We start from the raw sequence: 14,136 nt of genomic DNA on the forward strand, positions 1-14,136 counted from the left end.
CTCGGGGGCGGCCGGATCGGGCGAGAGGGCTCACAGAGTGGAGGGTTCTTCACCGTCCGCGGCGCGCGGGGAGCGCCGCCGGACCGACGAGGCGGTGCCGCGCAGGAACATCCACGCCGCGTAGAGGATCAGCAGCACGCCGACCGCGGGCAGCACCCATGAGCGCTGGCTCTGGTCGAGGGCGCTGTTGACGTAGCCGATCAGCGGGACGCTGTACCAGACCACGCCGCGCACCTGCGCGGGCACGACGGGAGGGTCGGCCTCCGCGTTGTTGTCGCCCTTCGTCGTGAAGGTCATGCCGTTCGTGGTGGAGGTCGTGATCGCGATGACCCGGTGCGAGATGACGGCCGGGTCGCCCGACCGGATCTGGTAGGTCATCACGTCGCCGACGTGGATGTCGTGGACGGCCTTCGGTTTCACCACGACGAGCGTCCCCGGCGGGAGGGTCGGCTCCATCGAGGAGGTCAGCACGGTCACCGGGGTGGCGCCCGCGGCCCGCGGGATGACGATGACCACGGCCGCGACGAACAGCACCAGCCCGAGCAGGCCGACGCTGAGGCCGGTGACGACGTACTGCAGCAGCCCCTTCGACGGGAGCGCAGTGGTTGGGCGCGTTCCGGTTTCGCTCACGGTGTCACCTGCCTGAGGAAGAAGGACTGGGTCGAAGCGCCCGCCGCGCAGGTCGTCGTGGTGAGCTGGCCTCCGCCTGCCGCCGTCGCGGTGGCGCAGAGAGTCGTCACGTTGCCATTGCCGTTGCCGTTCCCGTTGCCGTTGTTCCCGGTGATGGTGTTGCTGAGGGTGAACGAGCCGTCCGCCTGGAGAGTGAACGCCCACTGGGACGAGCCGTTCGCGCTGTTGGGCGAGGAGGTCACGCTGACCGGCGCGGTCCGGGAGCCGGCCCACAGGTACTGGCCGCTCGCGGGCGTGGGGAGGGCGGCGGTCACGGTGACGGTGGAGCCGGAGCCCGCGAGCTGCCAGGCCTGCGCGTCGTCCACCGGGGCGGCGCACGCCGACTGCGTGAGCACCTTCCCGCTCGCGATCGGCGACGGCACCGTGACGCACTGCCCGCTCGCGGCGTTCACGAGCTGGTACCAGGAGCCGGAGCTGTACGACCCGGCGGCGGAGACCGCCGGTGACGAAGGCGAGACGTTGCCCGCGGCGTCGGAGGCCGTGACGGTGTATCGGTGGAGGCCGACGGTCAGCCCGGTGTCTGTGTAGGTGGTGGTCGCGCCGCCCACCGTGGCGATCGCCGTGCCGTCGCGGGACACCGTGTAGGCGCTCACGCCGACGTTGTCGGTCGCCGCGAACGACAGCGTGGCGGTGGAGGCGGTGGTCCCGGTGAGCGCGAGCGTCGGCGTCGTCGGGGCGGTGCGGTCGACCGACAGGCTCGCGGCCGGTGACGTGAGCAGCACGGCGTCGCGCGCGTAAACGGTGTACGTGTACGACGTGTTCGCGGCGGCGCCCGTGTCCGTGAACGAGGTGGAAGTCGTGGATCCTATGGACGCGGTCGTCCCTGACCGGTAGACGTCATATCCCGTGACGCCGACGTTGTCGGTCGCGGCCGTCCACGAGAGCGCGACGGGCGTCGACGTCGAGGTTCGCGCAGACAGGCCGGTCGGCGCGGACGGCGCGATGTCGTCCACGAAGGTCTGCGCGATGCTCGCGGATGCCGAAGCGCTCCAGGTCGTCCCGGCAGCCACCGTCGCGGAGAAGACCACGTTCACCGCGGAGCCGCTCGCGATCCCCGGCGCGGACGCCACGTTCATGGTCTCGCGGACGCAGAACGCGGCCGATGCGCCAGCGGACAGGGCGCCTGTCGTCTGCCCGAGCGCGCCCAGGCCGGCCAGGGTGCCAGTGTACGACCCGGACGGCGGAGTGGCCGTGGACGTGCAGGAGGCAGCGCCGGCGGCGGGCCACGCGATCACGCCGATCGAGGAGGCGAGGGCGGGAGACGTCCCGGACGCGAGCGTCGCGGCGGCGCCGAACGTCGCATCGACGTTTCCGGTGTTCGTCACGACCACACCTCCCGTGGTGGTGGTGTGCCCGGTCTTGAAGACGGTGTCGAACGGCTGCGGGATCGTCACGCTCACCGCGACGGTGGCGGCGGTGATCGCCCCGGCCTTCGCGGCGGCGACGCCGTTCCACAGTGCGAGCGTGCCGGCTCCCGGCATCAGCAGGAACGTGACCAGCGCCGCGCCGGCGGCGGTCAGGGGGAGGGCGAAGCGCTTCATGTCCCTTCGCACCTCCCCCGGCTCCGCTCGTGCGCGTGCTTACTGCTGGGCCAGCTTGAACCCGAGCGCGCTCAGGTTGACGGTGCCGCCCTGCGCGACCGTGCCGGTCGTCGCGGGGTCGAACGGCAGCGTCACGGAGACGGTCAGCACCTTGGTGCCGGTGGTCCCGCTGACGTTGTAGGTGTTCGCGGCGGAACCCGCGGTGACGCCGGTCGGCAGCGGCGCACCGACGACGACGGTCATCCCGCTCGTGAGCGCCGTGACGAGGGCGGCGCTGGCCGGGGAGGCGTCTCCGGCCTTGATCGACGTCGGGTCGACGCTGAGGACGGCGGAGAGGTTGTCGCCGGTGGCGGTGACGTCCACCTTCTGCGTGAAGGTCAAGACGTCGCCAGGCACGGCGCGGAAGTTCGCGATGTTCGGGATAGCAGTGGCCGAACCGGAGCCGTGCACCACGCTCCACGTGCCCGCCGCGGCGTCGGCCGCGATGGTCATCGTTCCGGACTGGACGGAGCCGGCCGCGGCGCTGGCCGAGCCGTTCCACAGCGCGAAGGTGCCCGCGCCGCTGAGGAGAAGGAGGATGCCGGCCGCGCCGGCGATCGCGCCCTTGGCGAACCTGTTCATGGGACGTGCTCACAATCTGTTCGGAGCGTCGTCCCACGCAGCGCAGGGGTCAGCACACGTGCGACGACGCACGTGTGTTGCGGCCCCGACGTCGCTAGGTCGACGTTCGAGCTGAATCCTCCGGTCTCCCGGAGGGTGGTGCACGAGGGGAGGGTCGGGTTCCACTCGGTGGGCCACCCGCGACCAGATTGTCGGGTAGGTCACGTCGGCCCACTTCGGACGATACCGGTCCTCATATTGGAGGACAAGAATCTCCGCGCACCCAGATCAGGGGTCATGCCGGGTAGCATGCGCCCGGGAGGACGCGATGCGGGAAAGGGTGCTCGACCTGGTGTTCCTCGTCGGCGTGCTGTTCAAAGGGCTCGACGGCCTGGTGGAGCTGGTGGGCGGGGTCCTGCTGCTGTTCGCTACGCCGGCCGCACTGCTCAGCGCCGCCAACCGGGTGACAGCGGAGGAGCTGTCGGAGGACCCGCACGACCTCATCGCCAACCTGATCGTCCACGGCGCAGCCCACGTCCACGCCGGGGGCGTGCTGTTCGTCGCCGCGTACCTGCTGCTGCACGGCGTCGTGAAGCTGGCGATCGTGGTCGCGCTGCTGGTCGGGTCGCGCCGGGTCTACCCGTGGGCGATGGCCGCGCTGGGCGTGTTCCTGATCTTCCAGCTCTACGAACTGGTGACGAAGCCCTCCGTGGGGGTGGCGGTCCTGACGGTGTTCGACGCCGTCATCATCTGGCTGACCTGGCGGGAGTGGCGGCGCGGGCGCGAGCTGCGGACGACGTGGCGGGGGACGGTGGACTGGGTGTTCAGGCGGCCGCCGCCACCAGACCCAGCTCGCTGAGGATCCCGGCCACGATCGCCTCCGGCTCCGCGTCGATGTCGACGGTCACGGCCGCCTCGTCCGGCTGCGGCGGCTCGAGGGTCCGGAGCTGGGAGTCCAGCATCCCGGGCTTCATGAAGTGGCCGCTGCGCGCGGCGATGCGGCTCTCGAGCAGGTCGCGCGTGCCCGCCAGGTAGGCGAAGACCACGCCCTTCCCGCGGAGGACGTCACGGTAGCGCCGGGCGAGCGCCGAGCAGGCGACCACCAGCGGCCTCCCGGCCGCGGCGCCCTCGCGGACGCGGTCCGCGATGGCCGCGAGCCAGGGAGCACGGTCGGCGTCGTCGAGCGGGACGCCTGCGCTCATGCGCTCGACGTTGCGGGCGGGGTGGAGGCTGTCGCCCTCCAGCAGGTCCCAGCCCAGCCGGTCGGCGAGGAGGGCGGCGACGGTGGACTTGCCGCAGCCCGCGACACCCATGACGACGATCGTGCTCGGCACGACAACGGTGCTCGCCTGGCTCGCGGGCATGTCAGCCGCCGATGACCAGGGCGATCACCAGCGTCCCGGCGAGGCCGACGACCGACGCGATGCACTCCAGGACGGTCCAGCTCCGCAGCGTCTGCGGGACACTGAGGCCCAGGTACTCCTTGACCAGCCAGAACCCGGCGTCGTTGACGTGCGAGAGGAACAGCGAGCCGGAGCCGATCGCGAGCACAAGCAGCGACACCATCGGGGTCGACAGGTGCGCTGCGAGCGGCACCATGATGCCGGCCGCGGTGACCGTGGCGACCGTCGCCGAGCCGGTGGCGACGCGGATGAGCGCCGCGATGAACCAGGCGAGCAGCAGGATGCCGATGCCGTTGCTGCCGTGCGCGAACGAGGCGATGACCTGGCCGATGCCGGTGTCGATGAGCACCTGCTTGAAGCCGCCGCCTGCGCCGACGATGAGCAGGATGCCGGCGATCGGAGGCAGGGACGAGGTGAGGCTGTCCTGCAGCGACTTTCGGTTCATGCCGGCCGGGATGCCGAGCAGGAAGAAGCCGCCGAGCACGGCGATGGTCAGCGCGATGGCGGGCGTTCCGAGGAAGTCGAGGATCAGCTTCCACTCGGCGGTGGATCTCGAGGCGGTGATGTCGCCGAGAGCCTTGCCGAGCATGAGCACGACGGGGAGCAGGATGCTGATGAGCGCGAGGGCGAACGACGGGCGCTTGCGCCCGACCGCGGCGTCGCTGTCGCCCTCTTCGCCCTCGGTGCCGAGGAAGAGGCCCGGGACGTCTACGGGCACCCACTTGGCGGCGAAGCGGCTGAACACCGGGCCGGCGAGGATGATGACCGGGATGGCGACGAGCACGCCGAAGGCGAGGGTGACGCCGAGGTTCGCGCCGAGCGCGCCGATGGCCACGAGCGGGCCGGGGTGCGGCGGGACCAGGCCGTGCATGGCCGAAAGGCCGGCGATGGCCGGGAGCGCGACGCGCATCAGCGGCAGCTTCGACCGGCGGGTGACCAGGATGATCACCGGGATGAGCAGCACGAGGCCGATCTCGAAGAACATCGGCAGGCCGATGATCGCGCCGACGAGGCCCATCACCCAGGGCAGGGCACGGACGCTCGTGCGAGACACCAGCGTGTCGACGATGCGGTCGGCGCCGCCGGAGTCGGCGAGCAGTTTGCCGTACATCGCGCCGAGGGCGATGAGGATGCCGACGCTGCCCTCCGTCGCGCCGAAGCCGGTGATGAAGCTCGTGGTGGCGGCGTCGGCGGCCATCCCGGCGACCAGGCCGGTGACGAGCGAGCCGAGGAGCAGGGAGAGGAACGGGTGGATCCGCAGCCAGGTGATGAGGACGACGATGACGGCGACGCCGACGACGGCGGCGAGGATCAGCTGCGGCTCGGAGGAAGCCGGATGGGGCGCGGGCGTCGCGGCGGCCGCGGCGACGCGGAGCGCGCTGGACAGGACGGAGATCATGAGCATCCTTGGTCAGTGATGGAACGTGTGCTCGGCCACCCTACAGATAAATCAGGTAAATACGAAGTTGCCATCGTTTTCATAAGTATTAATCACGTTCACTGGGTGTTTGATCGCACGTAAGGAATCCTCGATAATGAGGGAATGCCTCCCACGGACTCCCTCCACGAGCTGGCCATCGAGTCCGTCGGCAGTCGCATCGTCACCGGCGAGATCGCGCCGGGCTCGGTGCTCACGCCCGAGAACCTCGGCATCTCGCGCACCGTCCTCCGGGAGTGCATCCGGGTGCTGGAGGCGCTCGGCCTGGTGCAGGCCAAGCGACGCCGCGGAACGGTCGTCCAGCCGGTGACCGAGTGGCGCGTGCTCGACCCGCGGGTGATCGCCTGGCGCCTCGCCGGCCCCGACCGCCTCGCCGCGCTCGGCAACCTGAGCGAGCTGCGCCTGGCGATCGAGCCCGTGGCCGCCCGCCTCGCCAGCGTCCGCGCGACTCCCGAGCAGTGCGGCGCGCTCACGGAGGCCATCGTCGGCATGGCGTCCACCCAGCGCGCAGCCGACCACGGCGAGTACCTGGCCTACGACCAGGCCTTCCACCGCATCCTGCTGGAGGCCTCCGGCAACCCGGGCTTCCGCGCACTCAGCAAGGCGGTGGTCGAGGCGCTGTCGGGCCGGACGGCGCACGCGCTGATGCCGCACACCGCCAACCCGGAGGCGATCCGGCTGCACGAGGAGGTCGCGGGGGCGGTGCGCGCGGGGGACGGGGCGCGGGCGGAGGCGGCGATGCGGGCGATCGTCGAGGAGGCGGACGCGGCAGTGCAGGCGATGGCGCGGGAGGGCCGCTGAGCCCTTACGGCCCGGAGTTCGAGACGTCGTGCTCGAGCTGCTTGAGGTGGTCGCCGAGCGTGCCGCCGACCGCCGGGTAGGACTTCACCGGGTCCGGTGGCGGCTGACCTCCCCCGATCATCGCGCCGAGGGCGATCCCGATGACCACCACGATGAGGGCGGCGCAGGCGAGGAGGATTCCGAGGATTCCGCGGCGGACGCCGCGCAGCGGGCGGGGCATCCGGGAGGTGACGGCGGTCGTCCGGGGTGCGACCGGCTCCGGGCGGGCGCCGGGGAGGATGACGGTCGCAGCGGTGGGCTCGGGCGCCTCCTGCGCCACCTGGGCCTCGGGCGACTCATCGGGGGACGGCAGCAGCAGGGTGCGTTCCAGCCCCTCGTCGGCGTCTGCCGGCGCCGCGTCGCGCGCCAGCAGCCCGGCGAGCTCCTCCGCCACGACGGCCGCGGTCGGCCGGTGGTCCGGCTCGCGCGCCACCATCGAGCGGATCAGGCGGCGCCACTCCGGGTCGAGCGTGTCCGGCACGTCCGGGTCGCGCGACAGGCGCGCGACGGCCGACTCCACTCCGCTGCCCGGGAACTCCCGCGTGCCGGTCAGGCACTCCAGCAGGACGAGGCCCAGCGAGTACACGTCGCTCGGCGGGCCCACCGGTCGGCCGGCCGCCTGCTCGGGGCTCAGGTAGCTCGCCGTGCCGATCACGAAGCCGGTGGAGGTGATGCGCGCGTCGTCGATGAGGCGGGCGATGCCGAGGTCGGTGAGCTTCGCGTGCACGCCGGAGGACGTCGCGCTGGGGAGCAGGATGTTGGCCGGCGCGATGTCGCGGTGGACCACGCCCCGGCCGTGGATGTAGGCGAGCGCCCGCGCGACGTCCACGGCGAGCGCGGCCACCGCGGCCTCGGGCAACGGTCCCTCCTTCAGGCGCGCGCCCGCGTCGGTGCCGTCGACGAACTCCAGCACCAGGACGCCGCGGCCCTCGTCGTCCGACGTGGTGTCGAACAGGGTGACCAGCGCCGGGTGCGACAGGTTCGCCAGGAGCTTGACCTCGCCCTTCTGCCGGCGCAGATCGTCGGCGGACGCGAACTCGCGGCGGAATACCTTGAGGGCCACGTCACGGCCCAGGAGCTCGTCGTGGGCGCGGAAGACCTCCGCCATGCCGCCGGAGCCGATGCGCTCCAGGAGCCGGTAGCGGTCGGCGATCCGGCCGGCGTCGGGCGCCGCGGCCGGTGTGCGACCCGTGGCGCTCATCCGCCGTCACCTCCGTCGCCTCCGCCCTTCTTGCCCTTGCCCTTGTTGTCGCCCTGCTGCTGCTGTTGCTGCTGGAGCTGCTGGAGCTGTTGCTGCAACTGAGCGCGGTCGGCGGCTGCCTTGAGCTGGGTGAGGTCGGCTTTGACTGTCGCGAGAGACGTCGCGATCGCATCGTGCCGGTCGGCGGCGATGGCGCCGGCCTTGAGGGCGGCGTCGTTGCGCTGCTGAAGCGAGGCGAGCTGCGTCAGCGCGCCGGCGTAGTCCTTCGCCTCCGCTGCCGTCGCCACGGCCAGCACACCGTGCTGCAGCGTGCTCGCCGTGTCGGCCGGGTACGTCGAACCCCCTGCGCAGCCGCTGAGGCCGAGCGCGAGGGCGACGGCGGCGGCCGCGATGGGTAGTCGTCTCATAGCCTGGAGCACAGTAGTCGCAGAACGGCCGGAAGTCGACCCGGGAGTCGCGCATCCGGGTCAGCGCCCGGCGAGCCACTCCAGGACGGCCTTGTTGAACGCCTTCGGCTGCTCCATGTTCGCCGCGTGGCCGTCGTCGTCGAGTACGACCGCCGTCGCGTCCGTGGCGAGCGCCGCCGACGCCGCCGCGTGCCCGCTGGGCCAGTACTCGCTCTCGGCGCCCGCGACGAACAGCAGCGGGATGCCGGCGGAGGCGATCGCCGGACGCCAGTCCGCGACGGCGTGGTCGTGCAACAGCGCGAGCTCGCCCGGCGTGAACTCGCGGTTCATCCCCTTCATCGCCGTCATCAGGCGCACCAGCCGCAGCCCGCGCTTCGCCATCGGCGTGCCGTGGCCGGTCTCCGGGATTCCGGTCGCGAAGTAGGTGTCGCGGTTGGCGGCGTCGTAGCCGTAGAAGCCGTACGGCCAGCCGTCGTCGTTGAGCATCTTCGGCGTCTGGTCGATGGAGACCGCCGCGGCCACGCGCTCGGCGCCCGACTGCGCGAGGAAGGACCAGATCGTGTTCGCGCCCATCGAGCCGCCGACCAGCACGGCGTCCCGGAGGTCGAGCCCCTCCAGCACGGCGGCGACATCCCGGCCGCGGCGCACCATGTCCACCCCGTACTCCGGGTGCTCGCTGGTCCCGTGCCCGCGCAGGTCGACGGCGAGGACGCGATAGCCCGCGTCGGCGAACGCGGGCACCTGGTAGCGCCACGTGGTCGCGGGTGCCTTGAAGCCGGCGATCAGGACGGCGGGACGGCCGGCCGGGTCGCCGTACTCGGTGTAGTCGAGGCGGACTCCGTCGTCGGCGGTGAGTGAGGGCATGGGGCGCCTTTCGGTCGGGTGGGCGGGAGGTCAGGAGGAGGCGGTCGGCGCCGGGAACGCCTTGCCCGGGTTGAGGATGCCCTGCGGGTCGAGCGCGTGCTTCACCGCCGCGTGCATACGGAGCACGACCGGGCTCAGCTCCGCCGCTGCCCCGTGCAGCTTGAGGAGGCCGACGCCGTGCTCGCCCGTCACCGTGCCGCCGAGCTCGCGGCACGACTCCACGATCAGGTCGAACGCCGCCTTCGCACGCTCCTTGGCGGCGTCGTCGCCCTCCGGCGCGATGATCAGCGGGTGCAGGTTGCCGTCGCCGGCGTGCGCGATGTTGGCGATCACCACATCGGCGTCGGCCGCGATCCGCTCGATGCGCGCGAGCATCTCCGGCACGGCCGAGCGCGGCACGCACACGTCCTCGGTGAGCACAGGGCCGAGCCGCTCCAGCGACGGGTAGGCCAGCCGCCTGGCCAGGAACAGCCGGGCGACCTCCTCCGGGTCGGTCGCACGCTCCACGTTCGCGCCGCCGGCGGCGAGGAACAGCTCGGCGACGCGGCCGGCGAGCTCCTCCCCCGACGCGCCGACCTCGTCGACCGAGGCGAGCAGGAGGGCGTTCGCGTGCTCCGGGAGCTGCCAGCCCTGCCACTCGGCGACGGTGTGCAGGCACATCCGGTCGATGAGTTCGAGCGCGGAGGGCACGATCCCCGCGGCGGAGACGGCGGCGACCGCCCGGCCGGCGTCGGTGAGCGACCGGAAGTAGCCGATGACGGCGCGCTCCTCCCTGCCGCCGATGGGCCGGAGCTTCACGGTCACGTCCACGACGATGCCGAGGGTGCCCTCCGAGCCGACCATCAGCGCGGTCAGGTCGTAGCCGGTGACGCCCTTGGCGGTCGTGCGGCCGAGCCGGGCGATGGAGCCGTCGGCGAGCACCACGGTCATGCCGAGCACGTAGTCCCGGGTCACGCCGTACTTCACGCAGCAGATGCCGCCCGCGTTCGTGGCGACGTTCCCGCCGATCGTGCTGATGGCCTGGCTGGCGGGGTCCGGCGGATACCAGAGGCCGTAGGCGGCGACGTGGCGGCGGAGGTCGTCGTTGATGACGCCGGCCTCCACGACGGCATAGCGCTCCTCGACGTTCACCTCGCGCACCGCGGTCATCCGCTCCAGCGACACGACGACGCAGCCCGCGACCGCGTTCGCCCCGCCGGACAGGCCGGTGCCGGCACCGCGCGGCACGACAGGGACGCCCCGCTCGGCGGCGACCCGCACGGTCGCGGCGACCTCCTCGGCGGAGGCGGCGAGGACGACGGCGGCGGGCAGCGCGGAGTCCGCCCACTCGGCGTCGTCGTGCCGGTAGCGCTCCAACTCGGCGGGCTCGGTGACGAGCGACGCGGCAGGGAGCACCGCGCTCAGAGTGGCGACGACATCGTGCATACCGGGGATGCTATCCCCACGGGCATGGTGCCCGGCCTGTTGACGAAATCACCTGCAGGGAGTTCGGTGTGAGCATGATCGCTCTGATAATCATCCTGCTCGTCATCTGGCTCGTCCTGGCCATCCTCGGCTTCGCCGTCAAGGGGCTGATCTGGCTGGCGATCCTCGGGATCGTCTTCTTCGTCATCACCGCGATCGTCGGCTGGATGCGTCGCGGGGCGTCGAAGAGCTAGCGGCGGCCTCAGCCGATCGCGGCGACCGCCGACAGCACCACCCCGGCGAGCGCGGCAGCGGCCATCGCGCAGAACTGCAGTCCCAGCGCGATCAGCCGCACCCGCCGGGAAGGGATCGTGAAGCGGGCGGCGCCCATCCCGAGGAGAAACAGCAGCACCAGCCCGGCGGCGCCGAGCCCGACGCCCGCCTGCATCCCGCTCAGCGGGACGAGGACGGCGAGCGAGACGGCGGCGAGCAGAACGCCGAGCCCCAGCCACTCCCGGCCTGGGGTCAGGTCCCCGGCCGTCGTCTGCTCCCGGCCGGGGGAACGCACGGGAGCGTGCTGGACGTCGTCCCGTAGGGGGTCGGGACGACGGATGCTGCTGTGAATCTGGTCCACCTGCATGCCACGATTGTCCGCGCCTCGGAAACACTCGAAGACCCCTTGACAACCGACTCATCCGTGCAGGGGCACAATCGCATCGCCGTCCCGTGTTGGACGAACCCGCTCCCGTCGGCAAGGCTGGTGACATGACCTACGTACCGAACCCGTCCCGCTACGACCGGATGCTGTACCGCCGCACCGGCCGCAGCGGTCTCGACCTGCCCGCGCTGTCCCTCGGGCTCTGGCACAACTTCGGCGACGACCGCCCGTTCGAGACGCAGCGCGCGATCGTCCGCCGCGCCTTCGACCTCGGGATCACGCACTTCGACCTCGCCAACAACTACGGGCCTCCGTACGGCGCCGCCGAGGTCAACTTCGGCCGCATCCTGCAGGAGGACCTGCGGCCGTACCGCGACGAGCTCATCGTCTCGTCCAAGGCCGGCTGGGACATGTGGCCCGGCCCGTACGGCCAGGGCGGCGGCAGCCGCAAGTACGTGCTGGCCAGCCTGGACCAGTCGCTGTCCCGGCTCGGCCTGGACTACGTGGACATCTTCTACTCGCACCGGCCCGACCCGAGCACGCCGCTCGAGGAGACCATGCAGGCGCTCGACACCGCCGTCCGCAGTGGCAAGGCGCTCTACGTGGGAATCTCCTCGTACGGCGAGGAGGACACCCGTCGCGCCGCGGAGATCCTCCGCGAGCTCGGCACGCCGTTGCTCATCCACCAGCCCAGCTACTCCATGCTGAACCGCTGGATCGAGACGGAGGGGCTGCTCGACGCCGCGGGCGAACTCGGCGTCGGCGTCATCGGGTTCACGGCTCTGGCCCAGGGGATGCTGACCGACAAGTATTTGGACGGCGTTCCGGACGGCTCCCGCGCCGCGGCCGGCACGTCGTTCGACGCGGACTGGCTCACCGACGAGGCCGTCGAGCGCCTGCGCGGCCTCAACGCGATCGCCGAGCGCCGTGGGCAGTCGCTCGCCCAGCTCGCGCTGGCCTGGGCGCTGCGCGACCCGCGCGTCACCTCGCTGGTCATCGGCGCCAGCAGCGTCGCTCAGCTCGAGCAGAACGTCGGCGCGCTGGACACCCTGGAGTTCACGGCGGAGGAGCTCGCGGCGATCGACGGTCTCGCCGTCGACGCGGGTGTCGACCTCTGGGCCGGCGCGCGGCGCGGGGAGCTGTAGACGGGCTGTACCACCACCGGAGCGCGGCGTTAATCCCCTGCCCCGGATTCGCGCGGCCACGTACTGTTCCCTTCAGCACGCTGGATGCGGCGGAGCGTGGATCACGGACACCCCGTCTTCCCGGCGTGTGTGGGGCGGATCCCGGGCGGCAGGGCGAGTGCGCCCGCCACCCGGGATCCAGCATTCCGCCCTTTCCGCCGGGCGGAAGGCCGGCGTCTGAAATATGTGTTTCCGCAGCGGACCCTCAGGGTCTCCCCGGGGACGTCTGGTTGGCTGGTCCCGGTACGTGCGCGCGCCAGGATTCGTGCGTGTGGAGAGCGAACGGGGGTGGGATGAGCACGCTGACAGCGACAGAGCGCGAGGCCGCCGCCCCGCCGTTGCGCGCCGTCCGGCCGTGGATCATCGCCGTCGCGTTCGGCCTCGTCGCCACCGTGATCTGCGCGGCCGGCAGCTGGATCCCGTCGCTCTGGGGCGACGAGGCGGCCACGCTGCTGTCGGCGAAGCGACCGGTGTCCACGCTCATCCCGATGCTGTTCCACGTCGACGCGGTGCACGGTCTGTACTACCTCGGCATGCACGGCTGGATCCGGCTCGCGGGCGACAGTCCGTTCGCCCTGCGCCTGCCGAGCGCCGTGGCCATCGGCCTCGCGGTCGCGGCGGTCACACTGCTGGCTGGGCGCCGGGGCGGCCCGAAGGCGGCGATCGTCGCCGGTCTGGTCGCCTGCGTCCTCCCCCGGATGACCTACGCGGGCGAGGAGGCGCGTTCGTTCGCGTTCACGGCCGCCGCCGCGGCGTGGCTGACCCTGCTGCTGGTGTGGCTGATCGACGGCGGCGGACGCTCGGCTCCCCCGTCGGTGCGCCGCACCTGCTGGGCGGTCTACGCGGCCGGCATGGCCCTCACCTCCTACCTCTTCCTCTATACGGCGTCACTGCTGCTCGCGCATCTCGGCATCCTGCTTCTCTCCCGGGCGTCCCGGCCCACGCTTCGGGCCTGGCTGATCGCCACCGGGTGCGTACTGGTGGCGCTCGCGCCGCTCCTCCTGCTCGCCTACTTCGAGCGGAGTCAGATCGGCTACCTCGCCGACCAGCCCTTCGATGTGCCGAGCCTGCTGTGGCAGCCGTGGTTCGACAACGGCTGGGTGGCGCTCGTGGCCTGGGCGCTGATCCTGGTCGCGATCGGCACGTGGGTGCGCAGCCGCTGGGGACGCGACGCCAAGGTGGCACGGATCGCCGGCGCGAAGCCCAGCGGCCCGGCGCCCACCGGCCCCGCACTCATCAGCGCGACGCTCGTCGGCGCGACGTGGCTCATCCTGCCGACCGGGGCGATGCTGCTGATCAACCTCGTCTTCCCGATGTACACCGGGCGCTACTCCACGTTCGCCGCACCGGCGGCCGCGCTGCTCATCGCGGAGGGCCTGCTCGTCGTCGGCCGGTCCGTCGCGCGACGCGGCGCGATCCCCGCCATCGCTGCGACCGGCGCCGGGGCGCTGCTGTTCATCGCGATCAGCACTCCGGCCTACCTGGGCCAGCGCGGACCGTACTCGAAGAACGACTCGGACTGGTCGGAGGTCAGCAGCGCGATGGCGTCGGTGCGACAGCCCGGCGACGCTGTCGTGTTCGACGAGTCCACCCGGCCGTCGCAGCGGCCGCGGCTCGCGATGCGTACCTACCCTGCCGGCTTCACGGGCGTCAGCGACCCGACGCTCCGGACCATCTACTCGCACAACATCGGCTGGGCCGACAAGGTCTGGACCGTCCCCCAGGCCGCCGAGCGCGGCCGCTTCGACGGCGTGACGCGGGTGTGGCTGGTCGAGAACGATGTGGACGGCCGGCTGCACAGCTACGGCCTGAGCGACCTCGAGGCGCTCGGCTTCCAGAAGACCGGGCGCACCGTCCCGACCCACAGGAGCATGCTCATCGAGCTGACCCGCTCGAGCTGAGCAGC

General features: G+C 71.9%; 15 protein-coding genes. 5 read left to right on the forward strand and 10 right to left on the reverse strand.

The window, feature by feature from the left end:
* Positions 1–30: 30 nt before the first annotated feature.
* The 3 genes from ABH923_RS08190 to ABH923_RS08200 are packed head-to-tail and all read right to left on the reverse strand — an operon-like array spanning position 31 to position 2,852.
* Positions 31–630, reverse strand: a complete 600-nt coding sequence (locus tag ABH923_RS08190; protein ID WP_370054858.1) for a signal peptidase I — start codon at positions 628–630, stop codon at positions 31–33.
* Positions 627–2,231: a hypothetical protein gene (locus ABH923_RS08195; protein ID WP_370054859.1), complete on the reverse strand. Its 1,605-nt coding sequence runs from the start codon at positions 2,229–2,231 to the stop codon at positions 627–629. Before ABH923_RS08195 ends, ABH923_RS08190 begins: the two co-directional genes overlap by 4 nt.
* Positions 2,232–2,270: 39 nt before the next feature.
* On the reverse strand, positions 2,271–2,852 hold the full coding sequence (locus ABH923_RS08200) for an alternate-type signal peptide domain-containing protein (protein ID WP_370054860.1): 582 nt from the start codon (positions 2,850–2,852) through the stop codon (positions 2,271–2,273).
* A gap of 307 nt (positions 2,853–3,159) precedes the next feature.
* Between ABH923_RS08200 and ABH923_RS08205 the strand changes: the two genes are divergently transcribed.
* A complete protein-coding gene (locus ABH923_RS08205; protein WP_370054861.1) occupies positions 3,160–3,690 on the forward strand; it encodes a DUF2127 domain-containing protein in 531 nt (176 codons plus the stop codon).
* Here ABH923_RS08205 and ABH923_RS08210 read toward each other — a convergent pair.
* Both ABH923_RS08210 and ABH923_RS08215 read right to left on the reverse strand, forming a co-directional pair.
* Complete coding sequence (locus tag ABH923_RS08210; protein WP_370054862.1) at positions 3,656–4,195, reverse strand: gluconokinase; 540 nt, start codon at positions 4,193–4,195, stop codon at positions 3,656–3,658. The two genes, ABH923_RS08205 and ABH923_RS08210, sit on opposite strands and share 35 nt — an antisense overlap.
* A 1-nt stretch (position 4,196) precedes the next feature.
* On the reverse strand, positions 4,197–5,633 hold the full coding sequence (locus tag ABH923_RS08215; protein ID WP_370054863.1) for a GntP family permease: 1,437 nt from the start codon (positions 5,631–5,633) through the stop codon (positions 4,197–4,199).
* A gap of 144 nt (positions 5,634–5,777) precedes the next feature.
* Between ABH923_RS08215 and ABH923_RS08220 the strand changes: the two genes are divergently transcribed.
* Complete coding sequence (locus ABH923_RS08220) at positions 5,778–6,473, forward strand: FadR/GntR family transcriptional regulator (protein WP_370054864.1); 696 nt, start codon at positions 5,778–5,780, stop codon at positions 6,471–6,473.
* Positions 6,474–6,477: 4 nt separating this feature from the next.
* On the opposite strand, the gene ABH923_RS08225 is transcribed toward ABH923_RS08220, so the two are convergent.
* Genes ABH923_RS08225 through ABH923_RS08240 form a run of 4 tightly spaced genes read right to left on the reverse strand, consistent with a single transcriptional unit; the run spans position 6,478 to position 10,409 of the window.
* Positions 6,478–7,713, reverse strand: a complete 1,236-nt coding sequence (locus ABH923_RS08225; protein ID WP_370054865.1) for a serine/threonine-protein kinase — start codon at positions 7,711–7,713, stop codon at positions 6,478–6,480.
* The gene (locus tag ABH923_RS08230) at positions 7,710–8,120 is read right to left on the reverse strand and encodes a hypothetical protein (RefSeq protein WP_370054866.1); all 411 of its coding nucleotides are present in this window, start codon (positions 8,118–8,120) and stop codon (positions 7,710–7,712) included. Before ABH923_RS08230 ends, ABH923_RS08225 begins: the two co-directional genes overlap by 4 nt.
* Before the next feature lie 60 nt (positions 8,121–8,180).
* The gene (locus tag ABH923_RS08235) at positions 8,181–8,984 is read right to left on the reverse strand and encodes an alpha/beta fold hydrolase (protein WP_370054867.1); all 804 of its coding nucleotides are present in this window, start codon (positions 8,982–8,984) and stop codon (positions 8,181–8,183) included.
* Positions 8,985–9,014: 30 nt separating this feature from the next.
* Positions 9,015–10,409: an FAD-binding oxidoreductase gene (locus tag ABH923_RS08240; RefSeq protein ID WP_370054868.1), complete on the reverse strand. Its 1,395-nt coding sequence runs from the start codon at positions 10,407–10,409 to the stop codon at positions 9,015–9,017.
* A 74-nt stretch (positions 10,410–10,483) separates the two neighbouring features.
* Here ABH923_RS08240 and ABH923_RS08245 point away from each other — a divergent pair, with 74 nt between their 5' ends.
* Positions 10,484–10,642, forward strand: coding sequence for a hypothetical protein (locus tag ABH923_RS08245; RefSeq protein WP_370054869.1), 159 nt, complete (start codon positions 10,484–10,486; stop codon positions 10,640–10,642).
* An 8-nt stretch (positions 10,643–10,650) separates the two neighbouring features.
* Here the strand turns inward: ABH923_RS08245 and ABH923_RS08250 are convergent, their stop codons facing one another.
* Positions 10,651–11,028, reverse strand: a complete 378-nt coding sequence (locus ABH923_RS08250; RefSeq protein WP_370054870.1) for a hypothetical protein — start codon at positions 11,026–11,028, stop codon at positions 10,651–10,653.
* 125 nt (positions 11,029–11,153) lie between these two features.
* Here ABH923_RS08250 and mgrA point away from each other — a divergent pair, with 125 nt between their 5' ends.
* Positions 11,154–12,191, forward strand: a complete 1,038-nt coding sequence (gene mgrA, locus ABH923_RS08255) for an L-glyceraldehyde 3-phosphate reductase (protein ID WP_370054872.1) — start codon at positions 11,154–11,156, stop codon at positions 12,189–12,191.
* 332 nt (positions 12,192–12,523) lie between these two features.
* Positions 12,524–14,131, forward strand: coding sequence for a hypothetical protein (locus ABH923_RS08260; protein WP_370054873.1), 1,608 nt, complete (start codon positions 12,524–12,526; stop codon positions 14,129–14,131).
* The last annotated feature ends 5 nt before the right edge of the window (positions 14,132–14,136 follow it).

The sequence above is a fragment of the Leifsonia sp. EB41 genome (assembly GCF_041262565.1).
Lineage (GTDB): Bacteria > Actinomycetota > Actinomycetes > Actinomycetales > Microbacteriaceae > Leifsonia.

Bases quoted from the DNA above. Each gene is read 5' to 3' on its own strand.
- ABH923_RS08225 (WP_370054865.1), bottom strand. From the start codon at position 7,713: ATGAGCGCCACGGGTCGCACACCGGCCGCGGCGCCCGACGCCGGCCGG.
- ABH923_RS08245 (WP_370054869.1), top strand. From the start codon at position 10,484: ATGATCGCTCTGATAATCATCCTGCTCGTCATCTGGCTCGTCCTGGCC.
- ABH923_RS08215 (WP_370054863.1), bottom strand. From the start codon at position 5,633: ATGATCTCCGTCCTGTCCAGCGCGCTCCGCGTCGCCGCGGCCGCCGCG.
- ABH923_RS08230 (WP_370054866.1), bottom strand. From the start codon at position 8,120: ATGAGACGACTACCCATCGCGGCCGCCGCCGTCGCCCTCGCGCTCGGC.
- ABH923_RS08200 (WP_370054860.1), bottom strand. From the start codon at position 2,852: ATGAACAGGTTCGCCAAGGGCGCGATCGCCGGCGCGGCCGGCATCCTC.
- ABH923_RS08205 (WP_370054861.1), top strand. From the start codon at position 3,160: ATGCGGGAAAGGGTGCTCGACCTGGTGTTCCTCGTCGGCGTGCTGTTC.
- ABH923_RS08220 (WP_370054864.1), top strand. From the start codon at position 5,778: ATGCCTCCCACGGACTCCCTCCACGAGCTGGCCATCGAGTCCGTCGGC.
- ABH923_RS08240 (WP_370054868.1), bottom strand. From the start codon at position 10,409: ATGCACGATGTCGTCGCCACTCTGAGCGCGGTGCTCCCTGCCGCGTCG.
- ABH923_RS08235 (WP_370054867.1), bottom strand. From the start codon at position 8,984: ATGCCCTCACTCACCGCCGACGACGGAGTCCGCCTCGACTACACCGAG.
- ABH923_RS08260 (WP_370054873.1), top strand. From the start codon at position 12,524: ATGAGCACGCTGACAGCGACAGAGCGCGAGGCCGCCGCCCCGCCGTTG.
- mgrA (WP_370054872.1), top strand. From the start codon at position 11,154: ATGACCTACGTACCGAACCCGTCCCGCTACGACCGGATGCTGTACCGC.
- ABH923_RS08210 (WP_370054862.1), bottom strand. From the start codon at position 4,195: ATGCCCGCGAGCCAGGCGAGCACCGTTGTCGTGCCGAGCACGATCGTC.
- ABH923_RS08250 (WP_370054870.1), bottom strand. From the start codon at position 11,028: ATGCAGGTGGACCAGATTCACAGCAGCATCCGTCGTCCCGACCCCCTA.
- ABH923_RS08195 (WP_370054859.1), bottom strand. From the start codon at position 2,231: ATGAAGCGCTTCGCCCTCCCCCTGACCGCCGCCGGCGCGGCGCTGGTC.